The sequence below is a fragment of the Paenibacillus paludis genome (assembly GCF_042610515.1).
Lineage (GTDB): Bacteria > Bacillota > Bacilli > Paenibacillales > Paenibacillaceae > Paenibacillus_AQ.
Genome location: NZ_JBGJZP010000026.1, coordinates 69,447 through 93,142 on the forward strand (window position 1 = coordinate 69,447; position 23,696 = coordinate 93,142).

Consider the following 23,696-nt stretch of genomic DNA (forward strand, 5'->3'; position numbering starts at 1 on the left):
GTATGTCCTTCTCGGAGCGACAGCGGGACAGCCGGGTTGCTTTTTGAAAATTTAGGGAAAACTTTTACAATTAGGCAAGCTTAACTTATTCGCAAAAACGGCTATTTTACCTCTTATGGAGGACAAGCCGTTTTTGCTTGTATAAAACATAGAGAACCGGCCCTTGACCCCAAAGTGATCAAGACATCCGTTTCACCAATGACAATCATTGAACCTGCGATAATGTACAGCGGGTCTACTACCATTCAAGGAGGGATTTTATGGAACAACGTGTAGAAATGCAGCTTGGCGGAAGACGCCTTGTGCTGGAAACAGGCCGTCTGGCCAAACAAGCGAACGCAGCCGTAATGGTTCGTTACGGAGATACTGCTGTATTGTGTACGGTTACAGCGTCAAGCGAACCTAAAGATCTGGATTTTTTCCCGCTTACGGTTAACTATGAAGAAAGATTATACGCAGTGGGTAAAATCCCGGGCGGATTTATTAAACGCGAAGGCAGACCAAGTGAGAAGGCTATTTTGTCCAGCCGTCTGACTGACCGTCCGATTCGTCCGCTGTTTCCGGAAGGATTCCGCAATGACGTGCAAGTATTGAATATGGTTATGAGCGTGGATCAGGATTGTGCGCCGGATATTGCTGCTATGATCGGTACTTCCGCAGCACTCAGTATTTCCGATGTTCCTTTCAATGGTCCTATCGGCGGTGTGGCTGTCGGCCGCATTGACGGTCAATTCATCATTAATCCTGACGTTGCACAGCAGGCGGCAAGTGACATCTACGTGGTGGTAGCGGGAACTAAAGACGCCATCATGATGGTGGAAGCGGAAGCCAATGAAGTGCCGGAAGATGTAATGCTGGAAGCCATCATGTTCGGTCATGATGAAGTCCGCAAGATCGTAGCAACAATTGAGCAGCTGGTAGCAGTTGCCGGCAAAGAGAAGATGGCTGTGAAGCTGCATGCGGTTAACGCTGATGTCAACACAGAGGTTCGCGCTTATGCGGAAAGCCGTCTCGTAGATGCCGTGAAAATTGCCGAGAAGCATGCCCGTCAGGATGCCATCGACTTGGTCAACAATGAAACGGTGGAGTATTTCGTAGAGAAATACATAGAGACACCTGAACTTCTTAAAGATGTGAAGGAAGTCCTGCATGATATCGTGAAGGATGAAGTCAGACGTTTGATTACACATGATAAGGTTCGCCCGGATGGCCGCAAGCTGGATGAAATCCGTCCGATTGAATGCGATACTTCTCTGCTTCCGCGTACGCACGGATCCGGACTGTTCACCCGTGGACAAACACAAATCCTTAGCGTATGTACACTGGGTGCACTGGGTGATGTACAGATTCTTGACGGTATTGATCCGGCAGAAACCAAACGGTTTATGCATCACTACAATTTCCCTCCGTTCAGCGTAGGGGAGGCACGTCCGCTTAGAGCACCGGGACGTCGCGAGATTGGCCACGGAGCCCTTGGAGAACGCGCGTTGTCCAAAGTCATTCCTAGTGAAACCGAATTCCCGTACACCATCCGTTTGGTATCTGAAGCGATTGAATCCAACGGATCTACTTCCCAGGCAAGTATCTGCGCGAGCATTTTGGCAATGATGGATGCGGGTGTGCCGATCAAAGCCCCTGTAGCGGGAGTAGCAATGGGTCTGATTAAAGATGGAGAGCATGTCTCGATCTTAACGGACATTCAAGGAATGGAAGATCATCTTGGCGATATGGACTTCAAGGTAGCAGGTACGGCTGAAGGTGTAACGGCGATCCAGATGGATATCAAAATCGACGGCATCGACCGTAAAATCCTGCAGGATGCTTTGCAGCAGGCTAAAGAAGGACGTATGTTCATCTTGGGCAAAATGATGGAGGCTATCTCCGAGCCTAGACCAAGCTTGTCCAAATACGCTCCTAAGATCATTATCATCAATATCAATCCGGACAAGATCCGTGATGTTATCGGTGCAGGTGGTAAGATTATCAATAAAATCATTGAAGAAACCGGCGTGAAGATCGACATCGAACAGGATGGCCGTGTCTTTATCGGATCTTCGGACGAAGAAATGATTCAGAAAGCCCGCGGCATTATCGAAGGCATTGTGCGTGAAGTGCAGGTCGGCGAAATTTATGTGGGTACCGTTAGACGTATCGAGAAGTTCGGCGCATTTGTTGAACTGATTCCGGGTAAAGACGGATTGGTGCATATTTCCCAGCTCTCCACTGAGCGCGTAGCCAAGGTGGAAGATGTAGTTGCCATCGGCGACACCATCACTGTAAAAGTTACCGAAATTGACCAGCAGGGCCGTGTGAATCTATCGCGCAAAGCGGTATTGACTTCGGAAAGCGGAGCAAAGGCGTAAGCCGGACTCACCCTTTTGGCAAAAGCGTCAATTGTATAATTGAGAAGAGACAGAAGCGTATGCATTCTGGCTCTTTTTTAAAAATATAGGAATTTATATGCTTCACGCTATAAATTATCCTTATATTTCTCGCTGAAACGGATACCTTCCTTTTAAGGACGGCGAAGTTGTTTCCACTTGATATAACGATGTATCTGGATTATCTTTGCAGCCCGGGCCCCACTTTGTGGGGTTATTTTAATTTGCTTCAAGTGCAAGCTGTATGCATATTCTTCTCCAAACCTACATAGGCTGGGACAAAGCGTCCTAGCACCCTGTGCGGGACGAGCGTGAGACGTTTCTGCCGGGGAGGAAAGGCGTCATGAAGACGGAAAAAGCAGCGCTTGTGCTTGCCTGTATTGCTGTGGTAATCGGTCTTGGCAGTACATACGGACCGGTGAAGGAAATGCTGGCTGAGCTTAAGCCGCAGGATGGACTGGCTGTGTGGAGTAACATTCCGAAAGAGCGTGACCAAGAGCTGCGTTCTTTGATTGAGAGCAAAGCGGCTAAGCTGAATGCCACACCGGTGGATGCTGCCGTGGACCGGGTGTGGAAGGCAATTCCGGGTTATAATGGCCTTGAGGTTGATGTAGAGGCCACGTACCGTAATACACTGCTGCAGGGGCCGGGAGAGGGCCTGAAATGGGTGTACCGGCAAATCCCGCCGAAGGTGTCACTGAATGATCTGGGTGCTCACCCGATTTACCGGGGCAATCCCGCCAAGCCTATGGTCTCGCTGATGATCAATGTAGCATGGGGCAATCAATTCATTATACCGATGCTTAACATTTTGGATGAGGAAAAGGTAAAGGTGACCTTTTTTCTGGATGGAAGCTGGCTTAGCCATAACCGGGAGCTTGCGGCCGAAATGCTGAAACGCGGGCATGAGATGGAGAATCATGCGTATACCCATCCCGATATGAGCACTTTAAGCCGGGCCCGGGCGACCGCCGAGATTGAGAAAACAAAGAGTCTGCTGAAAGAGAGTCTTGGAGTAACCAATACCTGGTTTGCGCCTCCGTCCGGTGATTTTGATCAGGAAACAGTGGATATCGCCGCCTCATTGGGGCTGAAAACGGTGCTGTGGACACTGGATACCGTCGATTGGCGCAACCCTTCTCCAGAATCCGTTGTCGCCAAAATCAGCAGCCAGTCCGAGCCGGGTACATTGATATTGATGCATCCGACGGCTTCCTCTTCCAAAGCGCTGAGAGGCATGATCCGGGGGATTAAAGCTAAAGGTCTTCAGCTGGGTACGGTCAGTGAAACACTGTCAGCGGAGCGGCTGGCCCCTTCAGAAGTTGAGTGAGCGGTTAATTTCTGGTAGGATAAGAGTCGCGCGTAACAAATACAAAGATAGATACAGGGCTATGCCAGGAGGACGTAGAAGTGGAAAAAATAGTATTATCGAACGGCCTGCGGGTGGTTACGGAGAAAATTCCTACCGGACGCTCCGTTTCCTTTGGAATCTGGGTCAAGAATGGCTCCCGCAATGAGAACCCGCTGAATAACGGGATTTCCCATTTTATCGAACACATGCTTTTTAAAGGCACCGACCGGTTCAGTGCCAAAGATATTGCCGAGCAGTTTGATGCGATTGGCGGCAACGTCAACGCATTTACCTCGAAGGAATATACATGTTATTATGCAAAAGTATTGGATGAGCATCTGCCGATAGCCGTGGATGTGCTGTCCGATATGTTTTTCCGCTCGCGGATTGATGCCGAAGAGCTGGCCAAGGAGAAAAATGTCATCCTGGAGGAAATCGCCATGTGCGAGGATACGCCGGATGATCTGGTGCATGATCTGATGTGCGCTGCGGCGTACGGCGAGCATCCGCTGGCTTATTCCATTCTGGGCTTGAAGGAACGGCTGGCGGACATGACGGCCGATGATCTCCACGCGTATATGAAACAGCAGTATACCATTGAGAATACGGTAATCAGCGTAGCAGGCAATATCAATGACGGACTGGTTGACCTGTTGGAGGCCCATTTCGGATCATTCGATAACCATGGTGAATCGGCGCCTTTGACAGCTCCTGATTTCCATGGCGAACTGCTGTTTCACCGCAAGAAGACGGAGCAAAACCATATTTGCCTCTCCCTCCCGGGCGTAGAAAGCGGCGGACCGCTGCAATATGCCATGGTGCTGCTGAATAATGCTATCGGCGGCGGGATGAGCTCCCGAATGTTCCAAGAGATTCGCGAAAAACGCGGGTTAGCCTATTCCGTCTACTCCTATCACAGCTCCCAGGCAGACAGCGGCCTGTTTACCGTCTATGCCGGCACTGCGCCGAAGCAGACCAAAGAGGTGACGGAGCTGATCAAGGAAATGATGCATGATCTTGCCGTTAACGGTCTGAGCGAAGATGAGCTGAGAAAAGGCAAGGAGCAGCTCAAGGGAAGCCTGATCCTCAGCCTGGAGAGCACCAGCAGCCGGATGAACCGGATTGGCAAAAATGAGCTGATGCTTGGAAGACATGATACACTTGACGAAATGATCACCAAAATCGGACTCGTCACCATGGATGATATCAATCGATTACTGGACCACATGTTTGCTGAGCCCCTCGCATTAGCGATGGTCGGCTCCTCTGATAAAGCTATTGCTAATGTTAGGAGAGATGATCTTGTCTTATTACGTTCAAATTAACAAACTGCCCGGCAACGAGGATGTGCTGCTGCCCCGCAAAATGTCGGAACAGGCTTCCGGCTATGACCTGTATGCGTCTGTGGACGGTGAGGTTGTGCTTGCTCCGGGCGAGCGCGCCCTGATCCCTACGGGAATCTCACTGGCGATGCCTGACGGGCTGGAGGCGCAGATCCGTCCGCGCAGCGGCCTTGCTCTAAAGCACGGCATTACCTGCCTGAATACCCCGGGGACGATTGATGCCGACTACCGTGGTGAAATTAAAGTTTTACTGATTAACCTGGGTCAGGAGCCGTTTGCCATCGCACGCAATGAGCGGATTGCCCAAATGGTGTTCCAGGCCGTGCCGTCCGTGAACATGGTGGAAGTGGACGAGCTGTCCGAGACACAACGCGGCGCCGGAGGCTTTGGCCATACGGGCAAATAGCAGGCGGAATTTATTGTTTTACTCATACCTGGAGCTTGCGGATGTAGCCTGTAAAGGCCTCCTCCGCAGGCTTTTTTTGTTGAATTGACCTTAAATTGAGTCAATCCATTTATCAGTTTCCCCTGTATTTCTTCTCTGCTCTTCACCCATGGGCGGCCCCCGGCATAAGATGATTTATAGTCGATAGTGTATGTGGAAAGGAGCGTCATCCCTATGCTTACTGGCATCAGGATCGTGTTCCTGGGCGGGGACGCGAGACAGATTGAAGTGATTCGGAAATGTGTGGAAATGGATGCGACGGTAAGTGCTGCCGGATTCGATAAGTGGGAATCCCCTAGCCCGGGGGTGAACCTCGAAGAGCTGTCGGCAGAGCTCTTAGGCAATGCGGATGTGCTGGTACTGCCAACAGTTGGTTGTGATGATGAAGGGAATATCAATGCGCTGTTCTCCTCTCACCGTCTGCAGCTGCTGGATGAGCACATCGCTGCGATGCCGTCCCGATCCACGGTGTATACCGGTATGGCCAAAAGCTACTTGCGCAGTCTGTGCGCCAGACATTCACTAAAGCTGGTGGAACTGCTGAACCGGGACGATGTGGCGATATACAACTCCATCCCTACAGCAGAAGGCGCGCTGGTTATGGCCATTCAGAATACCGATTTTACTATTCATGGTTCTACATCGATGGTACTCGGAATGGGAAGAACCGGGTTTACGATGGCGCGGGCGCTTCAAGGGCTCGGCTCCAGCGTAAAGGTGGGGGTAAGAAGACAGGAGCATTATGCGCGGGCGGAAGAGATGGGCTGGAAGCCTTTTATGACAGGTGAGCTGCTGCTTCATGTGCCGGATGTTGATCTAATCTTCAATACCATCCCAAGCATGATTATTACCGCGCAGGTACTATCCCGGCTTCAGAGGCACTGCGTAATTATTGATTTGGCCTCCGCACCGGGCGGATGTGATTTCCGCTATGCGGAGAAGCGCGGGATTAAAGCGATGCTGGCTCCGGGATTGCCCGGGATCGTTGCCCCCAAGAGCGCCGGAATTATTATGGGTAGTGCGCTGGTACAGTCGATATCTGACGAGACTTCAATCAGGGGGGACGAATAAATGGATTGGCATGGTAAAACAGTAGGTTATGCAATTACCGGTTCACATTGCACGTTTGCCGAAGTGATGCCGCAGATTCAGCGCTTTATGGACGACGGTGCAAATGTGGTACCGATTGTTTCCGCATCGGTGCTGAACACGGATACCCGCTTCGGCACATCGGAAAATTGGTTAAAACAGTTGAAAGATATAACAGGGAATGATATCATTTCTACAATTGTTGAAGCGGAACCGCTGGGTCCTTCCAAGCTGCTGGACGTTCTGACGATCGCCCCTTGCACGGGGAATACGACGAGCAAATTGGCCAACGCCATGACAGACAGCCCCGTACTGATGGCAGCAAAGTCCCAGATGCGTAACGGTCGGCCGCTAGTGCTGGCCATCTCCACGAATGACGGCCTTGGCCTGAATGCGGCGAATATTGCAAAGCTTTTGGTAGCCAAACATATTTATTTTGTGCCGTTCGGCCAGGATAATCCTGTAGGCAAGCCCAACTCGCTTGTAGCGCGTATGGATCTCATACCCGAGGCCTGCTACGCAGCTTTGCAGGGCAATCAGCTGCAGCCGATGATTATCGAACGGTTTCATTCAGCATAATTAGCATGTTTCGATATAGTAATCATGCTCGAACATAGGCTTCACTTTTGCCGCCCTCATTCTGAGGGCGGTTCAGCTCTTTTTTAGCATTCCAAAGGTTGGACCTGGCCGCATCTATTGTCATTACTTGATTTGGGCAGGTCCCGTGCAATTAGAAAGGAGCGTCATCCTTATGTTTACTGGCATCAGGATCGTGTTCCTGGGCGGGGACGCAAGACAGCTGGAGGTCATTAGTAAATGCGTAGAGATGGATGCGACGGTAAGCGCCGCCGGGTTTGATAAGTGGGAAACTCCAAGTCCGGAAGTGAACATGATTCAGCTTTCGGCCGGACTGCTCAGCAGCGCGGATGTGCTGGTGCTGCCTACGGTGGGATGTGACGAGGAAGGAAATATTAATGCCGTATTTTCCTCGGATCGCCTACAGCTGCTTGACGAACATATCGCGGCGTTGCCGCCGAACTGCACAGTGTATGCCGGTGTAGCCAAAAGTTATTTGCGCAACCTGTGCGCCAGACATTCGATTAAGCTCGTGGAACTGCTGAACCGGGACGATGTGGCGATTTACAACTCCATCCCAACAGCAGAGGGTGCACTGGTTATGGCTATCCAGAATACCGATTTTACAATTCACGGCTCCTCTTCGATGGTGCTCGGCATGGGCAGAACCGGATTTACAATGGCAAAGGTATTGCAGGGACTCGGTGCCAGAGTAAAGATAGGCGTCAGGAGGCAAGAGCATTACGCACGTGCGGAAGAGATGGGCTGGAAGCCATTTATGACCGGAGAACTGCTGCTGCATGTGCCGGAGGCTGATCTCATCTTTAATACCGTACCGGGCATGATTATAACCGCGCAGGTACTTTCACGTCTTCAGAAGCACTGTGTAATTATCGATCTGGCCTCCGACCCGGGCGGATGCGATTTCCGCTATGCGGAGAAGCATGGAATCAAGGCGATGCTGGCTCCAGGTCTGCCTGGAATAGTTGCCCCAAAAAGCGCAGGGATGATTATGGCTAATGCGTTGGTGCAGTCGATATCGGACGAGACATTGCGCACAGCGGACAATAAATGAATTGGCTTATAAATGAGTAGGTTATATTATTACTTTCAATCCGCTTCAATCTGCTAAGAGGAAGGTTTGACCAATATTCAGCATTTCAAAGTAAAGATCTTGCGCACATGAGCCGTTCCTTGGATAGAAACAGTTCTTCAGTGCATATAACGCATGCTTGCTTAGAGAAGTAATGGAGGAATTATAAATGGGTATTTTGGTGCAAAAGTTCGGCGGAACCTCATTGTCCACACCGGCAGCGAGGGAGCATGTCATCCGCCACGTCAAACGGGAGATGGCCAGCGGCTTTGATCTGGTTATTGTCGTCTCCGCTATGGGACGCAAAGGGGAGCCTTACGCAACCGACACGCTGCTTGACTGGGCAGTGCAGAACGGGAATTCCCTGCCGGACCGGGAGAAAGATCTCTTGATGTGCTGCGGAGAAATAATCTCTGCCACTACACTGTGTGGTCTGCTGGAGCAGGAGGGCATCCGCTCTACGGTGCTTACAGGCGCACAGGCTGGCTTCCTTACCGACAACAACTACGGCAACGCAAGAATTCTTGATGTGCAGACCGAACGCATTCTACGGGAATTGCGAGAGCATAAAGTAGTTATAGTAACCGGGTTTCAGGGTCAGACCGAAGCCGGTGATTTTACGACCCTTGGACGCGGGGGAAGCGATACCTCGGCAACTGCGCTTGGTGCAGCGCTCCGTGCGGATATGGTCGATATTTACACAGATGTGGACGGGATTCTTACAGCCGATCCGCGGATTGTCGAGGATGCGAAGCAACTGACCTATGTCAGCTATACAGAAATCTGCAACATGGCCTACCAAGGGGCTAAAGTTATACATCCCCGTGCGGTGGAAATTGCCATGCAGGCCCAGATTCCTGTACGTGTGCGCTCAACGTTCTCGGAAGCCGAAGGTACACTTGTCACCCATCCTGAAGGATTCAGCGATGTTTCACACGGGGTAGTGGACCGTTATGTTACGGGGATTGCTTATGTCAGCAATATTACACAGATCTCTGTGGAGTGTCCGGACGGCAACGGTACCGGAGTACAGCTGCAAATCTTCAAAAGCATGGCCGACAATGAAATCAGTGTGGACTTTATCAATGTAACGCCTTCGGAGGCGCTGTATACTGTGAACGATGACAAATCGGAGCAGGCAATCGCTGCGCTGCAAGAGTTGGGGCTTCGTCCCAAGAGCTTGTCCGGCTGCGCCAAGGTCTCGGTAATCGGCGGAGGCATTAACGGCGTGCCGGGGATTATGGCGCGCATTGTTGAGGCGTTAACCTCGCAGAACATTCAGATTTTACAGTCTGCCGATTCCAATACAACAATCTGGGTACTGGTGAAGAAGGAAGATATGGTGCAGTCGCTGCGCGCATTGCATGCCAAGTTTGAATTGCACCGCTGACAAGGAGGAATTCAAAGTGGATTTCGGAAGATTAATAACCGCGATGGTAACCCCTTTTGACGGGGATGGAGAAATCAACTGGGAAGCAACTTCACGCCTTGTTGACTATTTGATTGAGGAACAGAAATCCGAAGCGCTGGTAGTCTGTGGTACCACCGGAGAATCGCCCACACTTAGCGAGGAGGAGAAGCTCCGGCTTTTTTCCTACGTTCTGGAGAAAGCGGACGGACGCTGTAAAATCATTGCCGGAACGGGCAGCAACAGCACGAAGAATTCCATACATCTTACGAAGGAAGCGGAGAAAATCGGAGTAGATGGTGTTCTTCTCGTCGTTCCTTATTACAATAAGCCAAACCAGGAGGGGCTGTACCGGCACTTCTCGGCGATCGCTGCGGAAACAACCTTGCCCTGTATTCTTTACAATGTTCCTAGCCGTACCAGCGTAAGCATGAGTGTGGCGACGACACTAAGACTTGCTGAAATCCCCAATATTGTGGCGACCAAGGAATGTGCCTCAGTCGATCAGATTACTCTGATCGCTTCGGCTTGTGCGGATGATTTCCACGTATACTCAGGGGATGATTCTGCGGGACTGGCAACACTTGCCGTCGGCGGTCACGGCATTATTAGCGTAGCCAGCCATGTGGTGGGAGTTGAGATGTCGGAAATGATCGAAGCCTTTATCTCCGGCAATGTGTACCGGGCCGGCGAGCTTCACCGCCAATTGTTCCCTGTATTCAAAGGGTTGTTTGAATGCCCGCAGCCGCTGCCGAACCCTTCGGCTGTTAAGTATGCACTGGAACTGCGGGGGATTCCTGTCGGATCCGTGCGTCTACCACTGGTGGGACCGAGCGAAGATGAGGCCGAGTTCATTAAAGCGCTGCTGAATTAGAAGGTCAAATCTCTTGAATAAGCATTGCAGCAAGAAGCCGGCTTCCCGCGTGGGGAAACGGCTTCTTGTTTTTTGTATTAAAACTGTAAGCTGGCGGTTAAATCTCATACAGGGAAATGCTGTGAAATAAGCGGAAATGTTAAGGATTGCAACATAGCTTCTGCTTGTCTTTTCCTCAAATAATGCAGGTTCTTTAAGGAAAGAATAGGCTTACGAAGCCGATGACTTGTCTTTTGCCAAAAAAATCATGTATAATGTTCTTAAGTGACTGGGTGCGGCAAAAATTAAATATGCGGTAATCTTCCGTCAATGTAATTTTACATTGTGTGACAGGATAGGTCCTTGTATAAGTCTGTGCAATTGCTGCCAGATTTACGCGCGAGGGGCGCGGCGGTGAAGTTTGACGGTGTTTGTCCGCTTCAAGAAGGTGCTCACTGCCCGAATTCGGGGGTTTTTCGCTTTGCGTAATTATGCAGACTTACGGAATTTCTTGTTCATCGTGGAAACTATCGGCAATTTGAAGAATGTGTTCAGCGCCGCTGAAATAATGAAGCTCATTGTTTACAAATAAAAAGTATGACGTCCAACATCATAGGAGGGTTAGATTCATTTGTCCAAAAAAAACAACAACGATAAATTGCTGATATTCGCATTGGGCGGAGTCGGAGAAATCGGGAAAAACATGTATGTCGTTCAATACGGAAACGACATTGTAGTCGTGGATGCCGGTCTAAAGTTCCCGGAGGAAGATATGCTCGGTATTGATATTGTAATACCTGACATTTCGTACCTGACAGAAAACCGTGACAAGGTAAGAGGTATTGTGCTTACCCACGGACACGAGGATCACATCGGCGGATTGTCTTATGTGCTTAAGAACCTGAATGTTCCAGTTTATGGAACAAGACTTACCCTTGGACTTGTGGAGAACAAGCTTAAGGAAGCTAATCTGCTCGGAGAAACGAAACGGATTCTAATTAACGAAGATTCGGAAATCGAACTGGGAACGTCATTGAAAGCAACCTTCTTCAGAACCAATCACAGTATTCCTGACTCCGTCGGAGTATGTATCGAAACACCGGAAGGCAATGTTGTCCATACAGGTGACTTCAAATTTGACCACACCCCAGTCAATGGTCAATTTGCCAATCTCCACCGTATGGCTGAAATCGGCCAGAAAGGCGTACTTGCGCTTATGTCTGACAGCACGAACGCAGAGAAGCCAGGCTTCACGCCTTCGGAGAAGAATGTCGGCATCGTACTGGAAGATATCTTCCGCAAGGCTGAACAGCGTGTTGTTGTGGCAACCTTTGCCTCCAACGTGCACCGTATTCAGCAGGTGGTTAACGCCGCTGAATCCACTGGCCGCAAGATTACGGTTATTGGCCGCAGTATGGTGAATGTGGTATCCATCGCTTCTGAGCTGGGTTATCTGCATGTGCCGGACGGCATGCTGATTGAACCAGAGGAAATGAATAGAATGGCCGGCAACCGTGTAGTTGTGTTGTGCACAGGCAGCCAGGGCGAACCGATGTCAGCTCTTACACGCATGGCGCGCTCCAGCCACCGCAAAGTGGATATTCTGCCGGGCGACACCGTTATCATTGCGGCAACGCCGGTACCGGGTAACGAGAAATATGTAGGCCGTACGATTGATGAATTGTTCCGTCTTGGTGCTAACGTGATTTACAGCGGTTCCAATTCCGGCGTTCACGTCTCCGGTCACGGCAGCCAGGAAGAGCTGAAGCTGATGCTCAACCTGATGAAGCCTAAATACTTTATTCCTATCCATGGTGAATTCCGGATGCAGCGCAAACATGCGCTTCTGGCAGAATCTGTCGGAGTGGAACCAAGCAACATTTTCATTACCGAAATCGGCGAAATTGTTGAAATTCAGGGCGGATCAGCCCGCAAAGCCGGCAAGGTTACTGCAGGCAACGTGCTGATTGACGGTCTTGGCGTTGGCGATGTTGGCAATATTGTACTGCGCGACCGCAAGCTGCTGTCCCAGGATGGTATCCTTGTTGTCGTTGTGACACTGAGCAAGCAGAACGGAGCAATCGTATCCGGACCGGATATTATCTCCCGCGGCTTTGTCTACGTGCGCGAGTCCGAAGGACTTCTGGATGAAGCGAACCGGATTGTCTCCAGTACGCTGCAGCGCCTGATGAGCGAGAAGGTCAATGAATGGGCTTCGCTCAAAACAAGCGTCAAAGATTCACTCGGCCGTTTCCTCTATGAGCAAACACGCCGCAGACCGATGATCCTCCCGATCATTATGGAAGTGTAAGAAGCAACTAGCTTCTTATAATATAAATATGCAGGGCCAAAGGCCCCTTCTCCCCGGAAATATTGGACGGTTTCTTGGGGAGGAGGGGTCTTTGTGTTGTGCAGTATTATCCCCAGTGTCTATGCAAAATTTGAATGGCAGGTCCGGCTCCGATGCCAATGTGCCGAAATAATTTTATGGCAGGGACAACATTTAGGCCCTTCAATCGTTATATAGCCAAGGAGGTGCAAGATGGGCCCGAAACTGAAGGAGCAGCAGCTTCAATCCAAAATGGCAGAAATCCGCAAGTATTTAATCCGCTTGGGCGCTGGCACCGCCGATGCGGAGGATATCGTGCAGGACACTGTGTACAAGGCACTGCTGTATCTTGACGGGATTGACGAACATAAGATCAGCGCGTGGCTCTACAAGGTGGCAATTAACAGCTACTATGATTTATGCCGAAGGCAAACGCGGTTCCAGTATTCCGAGGAAATCGATCTTGAGGCACCTGCAAATGAGCTGCCCGAATCAATGTTGCTGCAGCAGGAGCAAAAAGTGCTTATCGAAAAGGTTCTTGGAAAGCTGAATCCGGCGAACCGCCAGCTGATATTGCTGAAATATGAAATGGAATTCTCCTATAAACAAATCGCGGCGCTTCTAGGCATAACGGAAGGGACGGTAAAGGCTTCACTATACCGCGCCAGACAGCAGTTTCAACAAATTTACGGAGGTGAGGCTGAATGACTGCTCCATGGGAAGAACAAGAGGATCAGAATCTGGTACATACACTGAAAAAAGCCAAACGCAAAAGCCTGTTCCGCAGCATTGTCATTTCGCTGATTGTTAGTATTCTTACGCTGACCGCTATTTTCTTCGGTGCTGCGCAGCTGGTGGAGCGGAGATCGACTGAGGCCCGCTACAGCGAATGGATGTATATGATGATCAGCAGCCCCAATGAATTCCTGTCCGGATTTAGAGACAACCGTGGATTTCTGTCGGGTGTCATGGAAGTGAATACGTACAAAATCATTGAAGGTGTACCTGTTCCGTGGAATGAAAAATGGTTCAATTACAATGAGTGGTGGTTTCCGTTCGCTACCGGAGCATATGGGGGTACAGCCCATCTTAGTGGGACTGACCCGCAGATGAAAGTGGAGGGCTATAAATACAACAGGCAGTACAATCCTTACAACGGACAGAGGGAGATGGCTTATTATATTCCGCAAGTAAAGTATGGTAAAATCCTGAACGACCTTGCTTTGCTTACGAAGAAGGAGCCTGACGAACTGATGGAGATGGCTTTATCTTTTGATAAGCCTTATTCCTTTGATGAAGTGAAGAAGATGCTGCCTGAAGGAACGAGACCTGTATGGTATTGGGTCGATACGTATGATGAAACCTCATGGTTCAATTTGGAACCCCATGAAGACGGGAATGGCGGGATGATAGACCCAAAGCCCATGGCATCTTCCTCTGGTGTATATGGTTTTGGGATCGGGCCTAACCGGGATGAGGCGTCACCGGATGATTTTCTCGAGCACATTAAGAACGGGCTTAAACTAAAGGACAATTACCACAGTGAATACAAGCGGATCCAACAATACTTAAAAAAAGACAAAAATGAACCTGAAGCCGGAGATGTCCGTATTCTGGGTGTCGTGGTCACTGGCTCCGCAGCCGGTCTGAAGAACCTGAAAGGGCAGCCTTATATCCGCGGTGCTGTGCTGGGAGCCGTTGCGGATAACTATTAAGATAGGAGGAGCAGGCTGATTTTTTATAGAAGTTCATTGCATAAGGGAGTCCCCTAGAATGTCATACTATTGAAAGATAGTACGGCTGCAGCAGATTAGGGCTGTAAGCGGAAAGGGTGAACTGCGCACAATGGACTTTACAGCAGGTACAGATACTGGCAAGAATGAAGAGATCCTTCCGGGAGAAATAAAGCCCGTAACGAGTGAACCCATCCCACCGGGTACTGTGGGAGTTCTGAAGGAGCTGGGGCAGACGGTAGTTCCAACAGGGGAACCCGATATTTTCTGTATAACGATTATCGGGCAGATTGAGGGGCATTTCGTACTGCCTCCGCACAACAAAACGACTAAATATGAACATATTATTCCGCAACTGGTGGCTGCCGAACAGAACAAAAATATAAAAGGGCTGCTGATTATTCTGAATACGGTCGGCGGTGATGTGGAGGCAGGGCTGGCGATTGCAGAAATGATCGCGTCCTTGTCGAAACCTACAGTGACCGTAGTCATTGGCGGGGGCCACAGCATCGGAGTTCCGATTGCCGTGTCTTCCAGCTATTCCATTATTGCGGAGAGCGCGACTATGACGATTCATCCAATCCGCATGAACGGGCTTGTTATCGGTGTGCCCCAGACCTTTGAATACATGGAGCGCATGCAGGAGAGGATGGTCAGATTCGTCACTTCCCATTCACATATTTCAGAACAGCAATTTAAAGATTTAATGTTTAAGACAGGGGAGCTTAACCGTGATATCGGCACAGCTGTAGGCGGCTATGATGCCGTCAAATATGGTCTGATGGATGAGGTTGGAGGCATCGGCGCGGCGCTGGCGCACCTGAATGGTCTGATTGCCAAGGATAATCCCCAAAGCACGGATGTATTGCTGCCGGGGGGGCTGACACAATGACCTTCTATACGGTACTTCCGATGGAACAAGTTTTTGAAGGGGCGATCCACTTTTCACAGCCCTTGCGGGAGGTCAGCATTCAGGGAATGCTGATGCAGGTTGAACCGCTGGAGGGAGGACAAGCACGGATTGTAAGGCTGCTTCATTGCCCGCTGGACAAATATTTGGACCCGGCATTCGCTCCGGGAGCCGTCGTGTTTTACGATAGATGACAACTACCCCCGGAATCCTTAAGGGAAATGCGAACAGAGAACATAAAGATGCATTTTCTGACAAAACAGAACATAGGTACGCCACGCCATTATATGGTATAATGTTGTTCCGGGGGTGGCTGTTGTGGCTAAACGAAAAAAGAAGAAGAAAAAAGCGCTGCTCGGCAGTGTTCTAAAATATGAAATTTACGGCATTATGCTGATAACGATTTCCGTCATTGCATTGTCCGGCGAGGCTGCGGTTGGACGTTCTCTTTCAAGTATGGCAGGTTATTTATTAGGCCGTTTTTATTTTGTGCTGCCGTTGGCCGGTATTTTTTACGGGCTGATGGTGATGATTCACAGAAGATGGCCTTCAAGTTGGAACAGCCGCCATTCCGGCGTGCTGCTGCTTGTGCTGTCCTTGTGTCTGATGAGTTCGATCTCAGCGATGGAGCAGAAGCTCGGTCCATTGTCGATGCTGCATCCTGGCAATGTTATGGCGCAAATACATACTGATCTTTCCGGTGCGCTTTCGCCCGGTTCCAGCAACAGCAGCGTATATATGCTTGGCAAAGATATTAGCGGAGGCTATATCGGTGCGCTGGAGTTCGCAGCCCTGCTGTGGCTTTTCGGCACACTTGGTGCCAAGCTGCTAATGATTGTAATGATGGCCATCAGCTTCATGCTGGTCACGAACCTGTCTTATGTAGAACTGTTCTCGTTGCTGCGGGTACGTGCTGGGAAACTGCTGGAAGGGATTCGCCTGAAAGCGGCCAACCGTCCAGCTGCAGTTCCCGTTGCGGCCCGTTCCTCCAGAACAGGCAGAACACCAGCGCCGCAGCCTGTACAAGAGCTGGAGGAAGATGAAGAGGATGAGGACGAGCAGGCTTTGCCAAGACGAAGTCAGCCGCTGTTCTTCCGGCGGATTGGGGGTTGGCTGAGCGGGACTCCACGGACAGAAGGGCAAGGCGAAGAAGAACGGGAGGAAGATCTCTCCGCAGATCTGCTTAACGGCTCACCCAATAGCCCGATTATTAGCGGAATGGATGCCGGGAGGGGGCGTGCTTCCCTGGATAATCTGGAGGATGATTTCGCTGGAGAAGATTTGGAGCCCGTTACACCGATTATCCGCGATTTCTTCGAGCACATCCGTTCAGAAGGACTGAATGAAGAAGACCGTGAGGACTGGAGCGAATTCTCTCCTGCAGCGCGGAGCGGGAACAGCTTGAGAGGCTCTGTGTTAGAAGGAGTTCCGGCAGATACTCCAGCTATTGATGGAGATACGCCGGAAGATCCTGTGGTTGTGGAGCTGGACGGGCTGCTGGGTGCAGGCGAAGACGGAGTCCCAGTGCCTGCTGCTCCGCTTCCCCCGCCGCCCAAACCGTATAAGCTCCCTTCCTTCCGGCTTCTGGCCAAGCCTAACAATGGAGGCAAGGCGGGAGACCAGAACGATTACATGCAGACTGCCCGCAAGCTGGAAGCTACACTGGAGAGCTTTGGTGTCCGGGCGAAGGTACTTGAGGTGGTAAGAGGACCGGCCGTAACCCGTTACGAAATTCAGCCGGATATCGGGGTGAAGGTAAGCCGGATCGTCAATCTTACGGATGATATCGCGCTTGCGCTTGCAGCGAAGGATATCCGTATGGAGGCGCCAATACCGGGCAAATCAGCAATTGGGATCGAGGTGCCTAACTCTGAGGTATCCGTCGTAACCATGCGGGAGGTTATGGAAACACAGGTGTTCCAAGATGCCGAGTCCCGGTTGTCGATCGCTTTCGGCCGTGATATTTCCGGCCAGACGATTGTCGGCAATTTAGCCAAGATGCCCCATCTGCTCGTAGCCGGTGCTACCGGATCGGGTAAATCCGTGTGTATCAACGGTATCATTACAAGTATCCTTTATAAAGCGAAACCAAATGAGGTCAAATTTCTGATGGTTGACCCGAAGATGGTTGAATTGAATGTATATAACGGGATTCCCCATCTGCTTGCCCCGGTAGTTACAGATCCTAAGCGGGCTAGCCTGGCGCTGAAGAAGATTGTCGTAGAAATGGAAAAGAGATATGAGCTCTTCTCCAAATCGGGCACACGCAATGTGGAAGGCTACAATACACTGATGAAGGATAATCCTGCTGCAGTTCTGCCTTATATTGTTGTTATTGTGGACGAGCTTGCCGACCTCATGATGGTTGCGGCAAATGATGTTGAGGATGCGATTTGCCGGCTGGCGCAGATGGCACGGGCGGCGGGCATTCATTTGATTATTGCCACCCAGCGTCCATCGGTGGATGTTATAACTGGACTTATTAAGGCAAATATTCCTTCCCGTATCGCATTCGGCGTGTCGTCAAATGTGGATTCCCGGACGATCCTGGACATGCCGGGGGCCGAGAAGCTGCTTGGACGCGGGGATATGCTCTTCCTGCCGATGGGCGCATCTAAGCCAATCCGTGTGCAGGGGGCATTCATGAGCGATCAGGAAGTGGAGACCATCGTGCAGTATGTCAGCAGCCAAGGGGAGGCCAATTATGACGAGACCCTGGTGCCTGAAGTAGATGACATGGTGACAGAGGACCAGGAGCCGCAGGACGAGCTCTATGAGCAGGCGGTACAGATTGTACTGGAAGCGAAGCAGGCCTCTGTATCGCTGCTCCAGCGGCGGATGCGCGTAGGTTACACCCGTGCTGCGCGGCTGATAGATGCCATGGAAGCCAGAGCGGTTATCGGGCCGTACGAAGGCAGCAAGCCGCGGGAAGTGCTTATGTCACTGGAGCAATATCAACATAACAAAATAAGCTCATAATATAGCCAAAAGAGCTGATCCCTTTACCCGGGATCAGCTCTTTTTTGCATGTGATATTTAGTTTGCTTTTGGCGCTTCAAGGAGACGTTCAACGATGTAATCGAGCTGTGCATTAAGCGAAAAGATGGGCAGAAGGAACTCTGCCGGATATCTATAATTTCTATCAGAGCTTTATTCCACAGCAAAATATGATCTTGCAAATTCATGGCCGTATCTCAACTCCTGTCGGTTCATCTTTTGATTATAGGTGATAATTATTCTCATTTGCAATGGAATACAGTCCTTCTCCGGGTTGCAATGCATAGGATCACCTGTCAGTCGTCATAATAACTTTAGCCATCAATGTTGAACTTACAAGAGAAAGGTAGAGCGAACCCAATGAAAAAACATAAGCAATGGATTTTTGCCGGCTTAACCCTTGCACTGGCCACCTTGCCGCTTGCAGGTCTATTCTTTGAGGATCAGAATGCGATCTACGCCAGTCCGTATCATGCTTCATCTGATCTGTCGGAAACTGCTGCTCCCGATGTTGAGGCATTGCCTGCTTTTGGAACAACACCGCTTAAGGTCGGCTCTTCCGGACAAGATGTTTACGAGCTGCAGGGAAGATTGAAGCATCTTGGGTATTACGCGGGCAAAATTGACAGCCAATTCGGGTCTAAAACGAAAAATGCAGTAACCTGGTTCCAGTGGAAATTCGGCATAAAATCTGACGGTATCGTCGGTGCCAAAACAAAGTTGAAACTGTACAATGCCACCAAGGCCTGGAAGCCGACAGAGCCTTCAACCAGCACAGCAAATAAAAATACCGGAAACAAAAGTAAAACTGCCGATTCCGGTAAGTCGAATACAGCGGAACTGTCCTCAGGGAATACAATGGGCCTGTCCGAAAATGATTTGAAAATCATGGCCAATGCCGTTTACGGGGAATCGCGGGGTGAGCCGTTTGAAGGACAGGTTGCCGTTGCTGCGGTTATTCTGAACCGCGTGAAATCCCCAAGCTTTCCGAATACACCTTCCGGCGTTATTTTTCAGCCAGGGGCATTTACGGCCGTAGCTGACGGGCAGATCTACCTAGAACCCAATGAGCAGGCACGCAAAGCTGTTCAACAGGCGCTTAATGGCTGGGACCCTTCCGGCGGCTGCCTTTATTATTTTAATCCGAAGACGGCTACTTCCAAATGGATCTGGACCCGTCCGCAGGTGAAGACAATCGGGGAGCATATTTTCTGCATGTAGCAGCGGACTTGCACTTGCCGCAATGTAACCCCCTGTATAAAACCGACCCAGAGCAACCGGTAAGCTTTCTTCCGGTTGCTTCCTTACTTTGGAATGGTTTAGAATGGATAATACTTCATAAACTTGTTGTAGAGCATCTATCCACGCCGTAAAGGAGTTTTGGACTTGACAAATAATGGATTTCAACATGGCAACGCCGCAGGCATGCGTATTCATGTATTGCCGACCAAGGCGTTCAAGACCTTCGCCATTTCACTTTATGCAGGGGTTCCGCTGGACGAAAGTACGGTCACTTCAACAGCGCTGGTTCCTTTTGTGCTTCGCAGAGGTACAGCCAACTATCCGGAAACAACCCAGTTCCGTGAACGTCTGGAGGAACTTTATGGTGCCGGATTTGGTTTTGATATCTACAAAAGAGGCGATTATCAGATTGTCCAGTTCCGGATGGATACGATCAATGACTCCTTTGTGCAGAGCAAAGAGAGCCTTCTCGGGGAGTCTTTTGCTTTTCTTGGCGAAGTACTGACCCGGCCTTTGCTGGAAGACGGAAGCTTCCGTGCATCGTATGTCGCAACAGAACGTGAGACGGTACGCAAAAAGCTGGAAGCGATTGTTAACGATAAGATCCGCTATGCGGCCGAACGCTGTATCGAAGAAATGTGCCGTCAGGAGCCTTACCGTCTGCATCCGCTTGGCCAAAGAGCCGACCTTGACAGCATTACTCCAGAAAACCTGTATGAATCCTACAATTCCTGGTTGAACGGAGCGATCCTCGATCTTTACGTTGTTGGTGACACTACACCTGAAGAAGTTGAAAAGCTGGTCGTTCGCCATTTTGGCCGTGGCCACAAGGAGACCGTAGCGTATTCCTCCAATTTTACACCGGTAGCCGTTACAGAGGTCCGGACTGTGGAAGAGAAGCTGGATGTCAATCAGGGCAAGCTTAACATGGGGCTGCGCACTTCCATTACTTACAAGGATGACAAATACGCCTCCGCGCTGATGTATAACGGGATATTGGGCGGCTATCCTCACTCAAAGCTGTTCGTCAACGTTCGTGAGAAGGAGAGCCTTGCCTATTATGCTTCCTCCCGTTATGACGGGCATAAAGGCATTGGAACCATTCAATCGGGGATCGAAACCCAAAATTACGGCAAAGCCGTCGATATTATCCGCAAACAGCTGGAAGAATTGAAGGCCGGCAATATCAGTGACCTGGAGCTGAACCAGACCAAGGCAATGATCCGCAATCTGCTTTCCGAAATTCAAGATTCGGCGTTTGAACTGATCTCGTTTGATTTCAACCGTCAGTTGTCCGGAAAAGACCGTTCCGCACTGGAGCTGCTGGCTCAAGTCGATGGCACCGGAGTGGAAGATGTGAAGGCGGCTGCCGACACGTTCCAGCTGGATACGATTTATTTCCTGACAGGGAAGGAGGAATAGCGGTGAAACAGATCCATTACGAAAGACTTCAAGAAACACTGTATCACGAGGTTATGGATAACGGTCTGCAGGTATATGTGCTGCCTAAGCCCGCTTTCCAGAAAACCTATGCCACCTTTGCCACTAAATATGGCTCTGTGGACAATCACTTCAAAGTTGCCGGCGGTGAGGAAACCACTGTCCCTGACGGTATTGCCCACTTCCTGGAGCATAAAATGTTCGAAGAGCCGGAAGGCGACATTTTTGCCACCTTTGCTTCTAACGGTGCGTCGGCGAATGCTTTCACGAGCTTTGACCAGACAGTGTATCTTTTTTCGGCCACAGAAAATATTGAGACCAATCTCAGTACCCTCGTTGATTTTGTACAGCGGCCTTATTTCACCGACGAGAATGTCGAAAAGGAAAAAGGAATTATCGGCCAGGAAATCAATATGTACGCGGATAATCCGGATTGGCGCGTCTATTTCGGTTTGATTGAGGCCATGTATGCCAAACATCCGGTACATATCGATATCGCCGGAACGATCGAATCAATTGCCACTATTACCAAAGAAACACTGTACACCTGCTACAATTCCTTTTATCATCCCAGTAATATGCTGCTGTTTGTAGTCGGCGGCGTAGAACCGGAGAAGGTATTCGAGCTGATCCGCAGCAACCAGGCCGGCAAATCATACGAGAAGCAGGGTGAAATCACGCTTATTTTTGAAGAGGAGCCCGTTCACGTTGCAGAGAAACACAAGGAAAGCCGTCTCGCCGTATCTATGCCGAAATGTCTCTTTGGCTTTAAAGAGAAGGTAGAAGGCCTCACCGGTGAAGCGGCAGTCCGCCGTGATCTCACCACTAAGCTAATGTTGGATCTGCTGCTGGGCAGCAGTACGACGCTGTACCAGAAGCTCTATGACGAGGAACTGATCTCCGACAGCTTCGGACATGAATTCAACAGCTCACCGCAGTACGCGTTCTCGGCGATTGGCGGAGATACGAAGGACCCGGATCTGCTCATCAGCAGGCTGAAGGAAGAAATCAGTGTTATTCTGAAGACCGGCTTTGCCGAGAAGGATTTCGAGCGGGCGCGCAAAAAGAAAATCGGCGGCTATCTGCGCATGCTGAACTCGCCGGAGAGCATTGCTCACGAATTCACACGCTACCAGTTCAGAGGTGGCGATTTGTTTGAAGTGCTGCCGCTTTATGAATCCATTACGCTGGATGAAGTCAATGCCCGCCTGCGTGATCATGTGGACTGGGAACAACTCGCTGTGTCGCTTGTGGTGAGTCCTTAATGGCGTTATCGGGAGAGGGCAGCAAGCCAATAGGAGAAATGACCGTGCTTGTCACTGGAGGCAGCGGGGGAATTGGCGGGGCTATCGCCGAACGTTTTGCTTCCGTGGGGATGAACATTGTTATTCATTATATGAACTCGCACGAAGCGGCCAATGATGTGGCCCGGCGCTGTATGGCGCTGGGGTCCAAGGTGTTGACGGTGACCGCTGATATGAAGGACCGCAGCCAGCTTGTCCGCATGGCAGAAAAGCTGGAAAGCAGCGGGATGCAGCCGGATATTCTGGTTAATAACGCCGGAAAAGCACATTATGGCATGCTAGCCGATGTGACGGAGGAAGAGTGGGACGATATTATGGCGGTGAATCTGAAAGGCACTTTTTTGTGCAGCCAGATTTTTATGCCTTATATGGTCAGCCAGCGGTATGGGCGGATTATTAATGTCTCCTCCGTTTGGGGCATCTCAGGCGCTTCCTGCGAGGTTGCCTACTCCGCCAGCAAGGGCGGGGTGAATGCCTTTACTAAGGCATTATCCAAAGAGCTGGCACCCTCAGGAGTCACGGTGAATGCCGTGGCTCCCGGTGCTGTCCATACGGCCATGCTGGCCAATCTGCAGGAGGATGAGATGCGGATGCTTGAGGAAGAGATTCCTGCGGGACGACTGGCTTCCCCTCATGAAATCGCCTCGCTTGTTTATTTTCTCGCCTTGCCTGAATCCGGGTACATTACCGGCCAGGTGATCAGTCCGAACGGCGGATGGATCACCTGATGGTTCCTGTTACTGGCGTGGAGGCTTGGAGAAATGCTCCAGCATAAGAACGTACCGTCCGAGACATATTATAACTGTTGCTTTTAAATCTCACGTAAGGCGGCTGTCACCTGAACAAGGCGGGCGGACCGTAAACATGAAGGAGGATTTAAGATGTCAACAGAAACCGTAGTGAAAAACTTTGATAGCTGGAAAAGCTTTTTGGGTGAACGGGTCATTCAGGCTGAAAAAATGGGGATGAGCGAAGAAACCATTTCCAAGCTGGCTTTCGAAATCGGGGAATTCCTTGATAAGAAAGTCGATCCGGGAAACTATTCCAACCGGGCAATCAAAGAGCTGTGGGATGTCGGTACGGACGATGAGAAGCATACCATTGCTTCCCTCATGGTCAAGCTGGCGAAGAAAAACGCATAGTCATGCGGAACAAGCTCCCCTCGCGGGAGCTTTTCTGCAATTATTACAGTAGTGTCCTTG

General features: G+C 50.3%; 20 protein-coding genes. All 20 read left to right on the plus strand.

Features of this window, described 5'->3' with window-relative positions; all coding sequences use genetic code 11:
* Positions 1 to 260 precede the first annotated feature (260 nt).
* Positions 261 to 2,363 carry a polyribonucleotide nucleotidyltransferase gene (gene pnp, locus ACAN56_RS31290; protein ID WP_038593399.1) on the plus strand — a complete coding sequence of 701 codons (2,103 nt, stop codon included), beginning with the start codon at positions 261 to 263 and terminating at the stop codon, positions 2,361 to 2,363.
* A 361-nt stretch (positions 2,364 to 2,724) separates the two neighbouring features.
* On the plus strand, positions 2,725 to 3,711 hold the full coding sequence (locus ACAN56_RS31295; RefSeq protein ID WP_379147721.1) for a polysaccharide deacetylase family protein: 987 nt from the start codon (positions 2,725 to 2,727) through the stop codon (positions 3,709 to 3,711).
* Between the two features lie 80 nt (positions 3,712 to 3,791).
* Complete coding sequence (locus tag ACAN56_RS31300) at positions 3,792 to 5,057, plus strand: M16 family metallopeptidase (protein WP_038593393.1); 1,266 nt, start codon at positions 3,792 to 3,794, stop codon at positions 5,055 to 5,057.
* Positions 5,035 to 5,481 (plus strand): dUTP diphosphatase, encoded by a 447-nt coding sequence (gene dut, locus ACAN56_RS31305; RefSeq protein ID WP_197073606.1) that lies wholly within the window; start codon positions 5,035 to 5,037, stop codon positions 5,479 to 5,481. The genes ACAN56_RS31300 and dut overlap by 23 nt, the downstream gene beginning before the upstream one ends.
* Positions 5,482 to 5,694: 213 nt before the next feature.
* Positions 5,695 to 6,591: a dipicolinate synthase subunit DpsA gene (gene dpsA / locus ACAN56_RS31310; protein ID WP_038593387.1), complete on the plus strand. Its 897-nt coding sequence runs from the start codon at positions 5,695 to 5,697 to the stop codon at positions 6,589 to 6,591.
* On the plus strand, positions 6,592 to 7,188 hold the full coding sequence (locus ACAN56_RS31315) for a dipicolinate synthase subunit B (RefSeq protein ID WP_038593383.1): 597 nt from the start codon (positions 6,592 to 6,594) through the stop codon (positions 7,186 to 7,188).
* A 172-nt stretch (positions 7,189 to 7,360) separates the two neighbouring features.
* The gene (gene dpsA, locus ACAN56_RS31320) at positions 7,361 to 8,260 is read left to right on the plus strand and encodes a dipicolinate synthase subunit DpsA (protein ID WP_379147725.1); all 900 of its coding nucleotides are present in this window, start codon (positions 7,361 to 7,363) and stop codon (positions 8,258 to 8,260) included.
* Between the two features lie 187 nt (positions 8,261 to 8,447).
* A complete protein-coding gene (gene dapG / locus ACAN56_RS31325; protein ID WP_038593379.1) occupies positions 8,448 to 9,668 on the plus strand; it encodes an aspartate kinase in 1,221 nt (406 codons plus the stop codon).
* Positions 9,669 to 9,684: 16 nt separating this feature from the next.
* Positions 9,685 to 10,560 (plus strand): 4-hydroxy-tetrahydrodipicolinate synthase, encoded by an 876-nt coding sequence (gene dapA / locus ACAN56_RS31330; RefSeq protein ID WP_038593377.1) that lies wholly within the window; start codon positions 9,685 to 9,687, stop codon positions 10,558 to 10,560.
* Positions 10,561 to 11,170: 610 nt separating this feature from the next.
* Positions 11,171 to 12,850 (plus strand): ribonuclease J, encoded by a 1,680-nt coding sequence (locus ACAN56_RS31335; RefSeq protein WP_038593375.1) that lies wholly within the window; start codon positions 11,171 to 11,173, stop codon positions 12,848 to 12,850.
* 231 nt (positions 12,851 to 13,081) lie between these two features.
* A complete protein-coding gene (locus ACAN56_RS31340; protein ID WP_038593373.1) occupies positions 13,082 to 13,576 on the plus strand; it encodes an RNA polymerase sigma factor in 495 nt (164 codons plus the stop codon).
* The gene (locus ACAN56_RS31345) at positions 13,573 to 14,583 is read left to right on the plus strand and encodes an anti sigma factor C-terminal domain-containing protein (protein WP_379147729.1); all 1,011 of its coding nucleotides are present in this window, start codon (positions 13,573 to 13,575) and stop codon (positions 14,581 to 14,583) included. The genes ACAN56_RS31340 and ACAN56_RS31345 overlap by 4 nt, the downstream gene beginning before the upstream one ends.
* 130 nt (positions 14,584 to 14,713) lie before the next feature.
* Entirely contained in the window at positions 14,714 to 15,493 is a 780-nt protein-coding gene (locus ACAN56_RS31350) for a ClpP family protease (protein WP_340897829.1), read from the plus strand.
* Positions 15,490 to 15,705 carry a YlzJ-like family protein gene (locus ACAN56_RS31355; protein WP_038593366.1) on the plus strand — a complete coding sequence of 72 codons (216 nt, stop codon included), beginning with the start codon at positions 15,490 to 15,492 and terminating at the stop codon, positions 15,703 to 15,705. The genes ACAN56_RS31350 and ACAN56_RS31355 overlap by 4 nt, the downstream gene beginning before the upstream one ends.
* 124 nt (positions 15,706 to 15,829) lie before the next feature.
* Positions 15,830 to 18,490 carry an FtsK/SpoIIIE family DNA translocase gene (locus ACAN56_RS31360; protein ID WP_379147732.1) on the plus strand — a complete coding sequence of 887 codons (2,661 nt, stop codon included), beginning with the start codon at positions 15,830 to 15,832 and terminating at the stop codon, positions 18,488 to 18,490.
* 378 nt (positions 18,491 to 18,868) lie between these two features.
* Complete coding sequence (gene sleB, locus ACAN56_RS31365; RefSeq protein ID WP_038593360.1) at positions 18,869 to 19,729, plus strand: spore cortex-lytic enzyme; 861 nt, start codon at positions 18,869 to 18,871, stop codon at positions 19,727 to 19,729.
* 204 nt (positions 19,730 to 19,933) lie between these two features.
* Positions 19,934 to 21,172, plus strand: coding sequence for an EF-P 5-aminopentanol modification-associated protein YfmF (gene yfmF / locus ACAN56_RS31370; protein ID WP_340899787.1), 1,239 nt, complete (start codon positions 19,934 to 19,936; stop codon positions 21,170 to 21,172).
* A gap of 2 nt (positions 21,173 to 21,174) precedes the next feature.
* Complete coding sequence (yfmH, locus tag ACAN56_RS31375; RefSeq protein ID WP_379147735.1) at positions 21,175 to 22,455, plus strand: EF-P 5-aminopentanol modification-associated protein YfmH; 1,281 nt, start codon at positions 21,175 to 21,177, stop codon at positions 22,453 to 22,455.
* A complete protein-coding gene (ymfI, locus tag ACAN56_RS31380) occupies positions 22,455 to 23,222 on the plus strand; it encodes an elongation factor P 5-aminopentanone reductase (protein WP_038593352.1) in 768 nt (255 codons plus the stop codon). Before yfmH ends, ymfI begins: the two co-directional genes overlap by 1 nt.
* A gap of 153 nt (positions 23,223 to 23,375) precedes the next feature.
* On the plus strand, positions 23,376 to 23,636 hold the full coding sequence (locus ACAN56_RS31385) for a DUF3243 domain-containing protein (protein ID WP_038593349.1): 261 nt from the start codon (positions 23,376 to 23,378) through the stop codon (positions 23,634 to 23,636).
* The last annotated feature ends 60 nt before the right edge of the window (positions 23,637 to 23,696 follow it).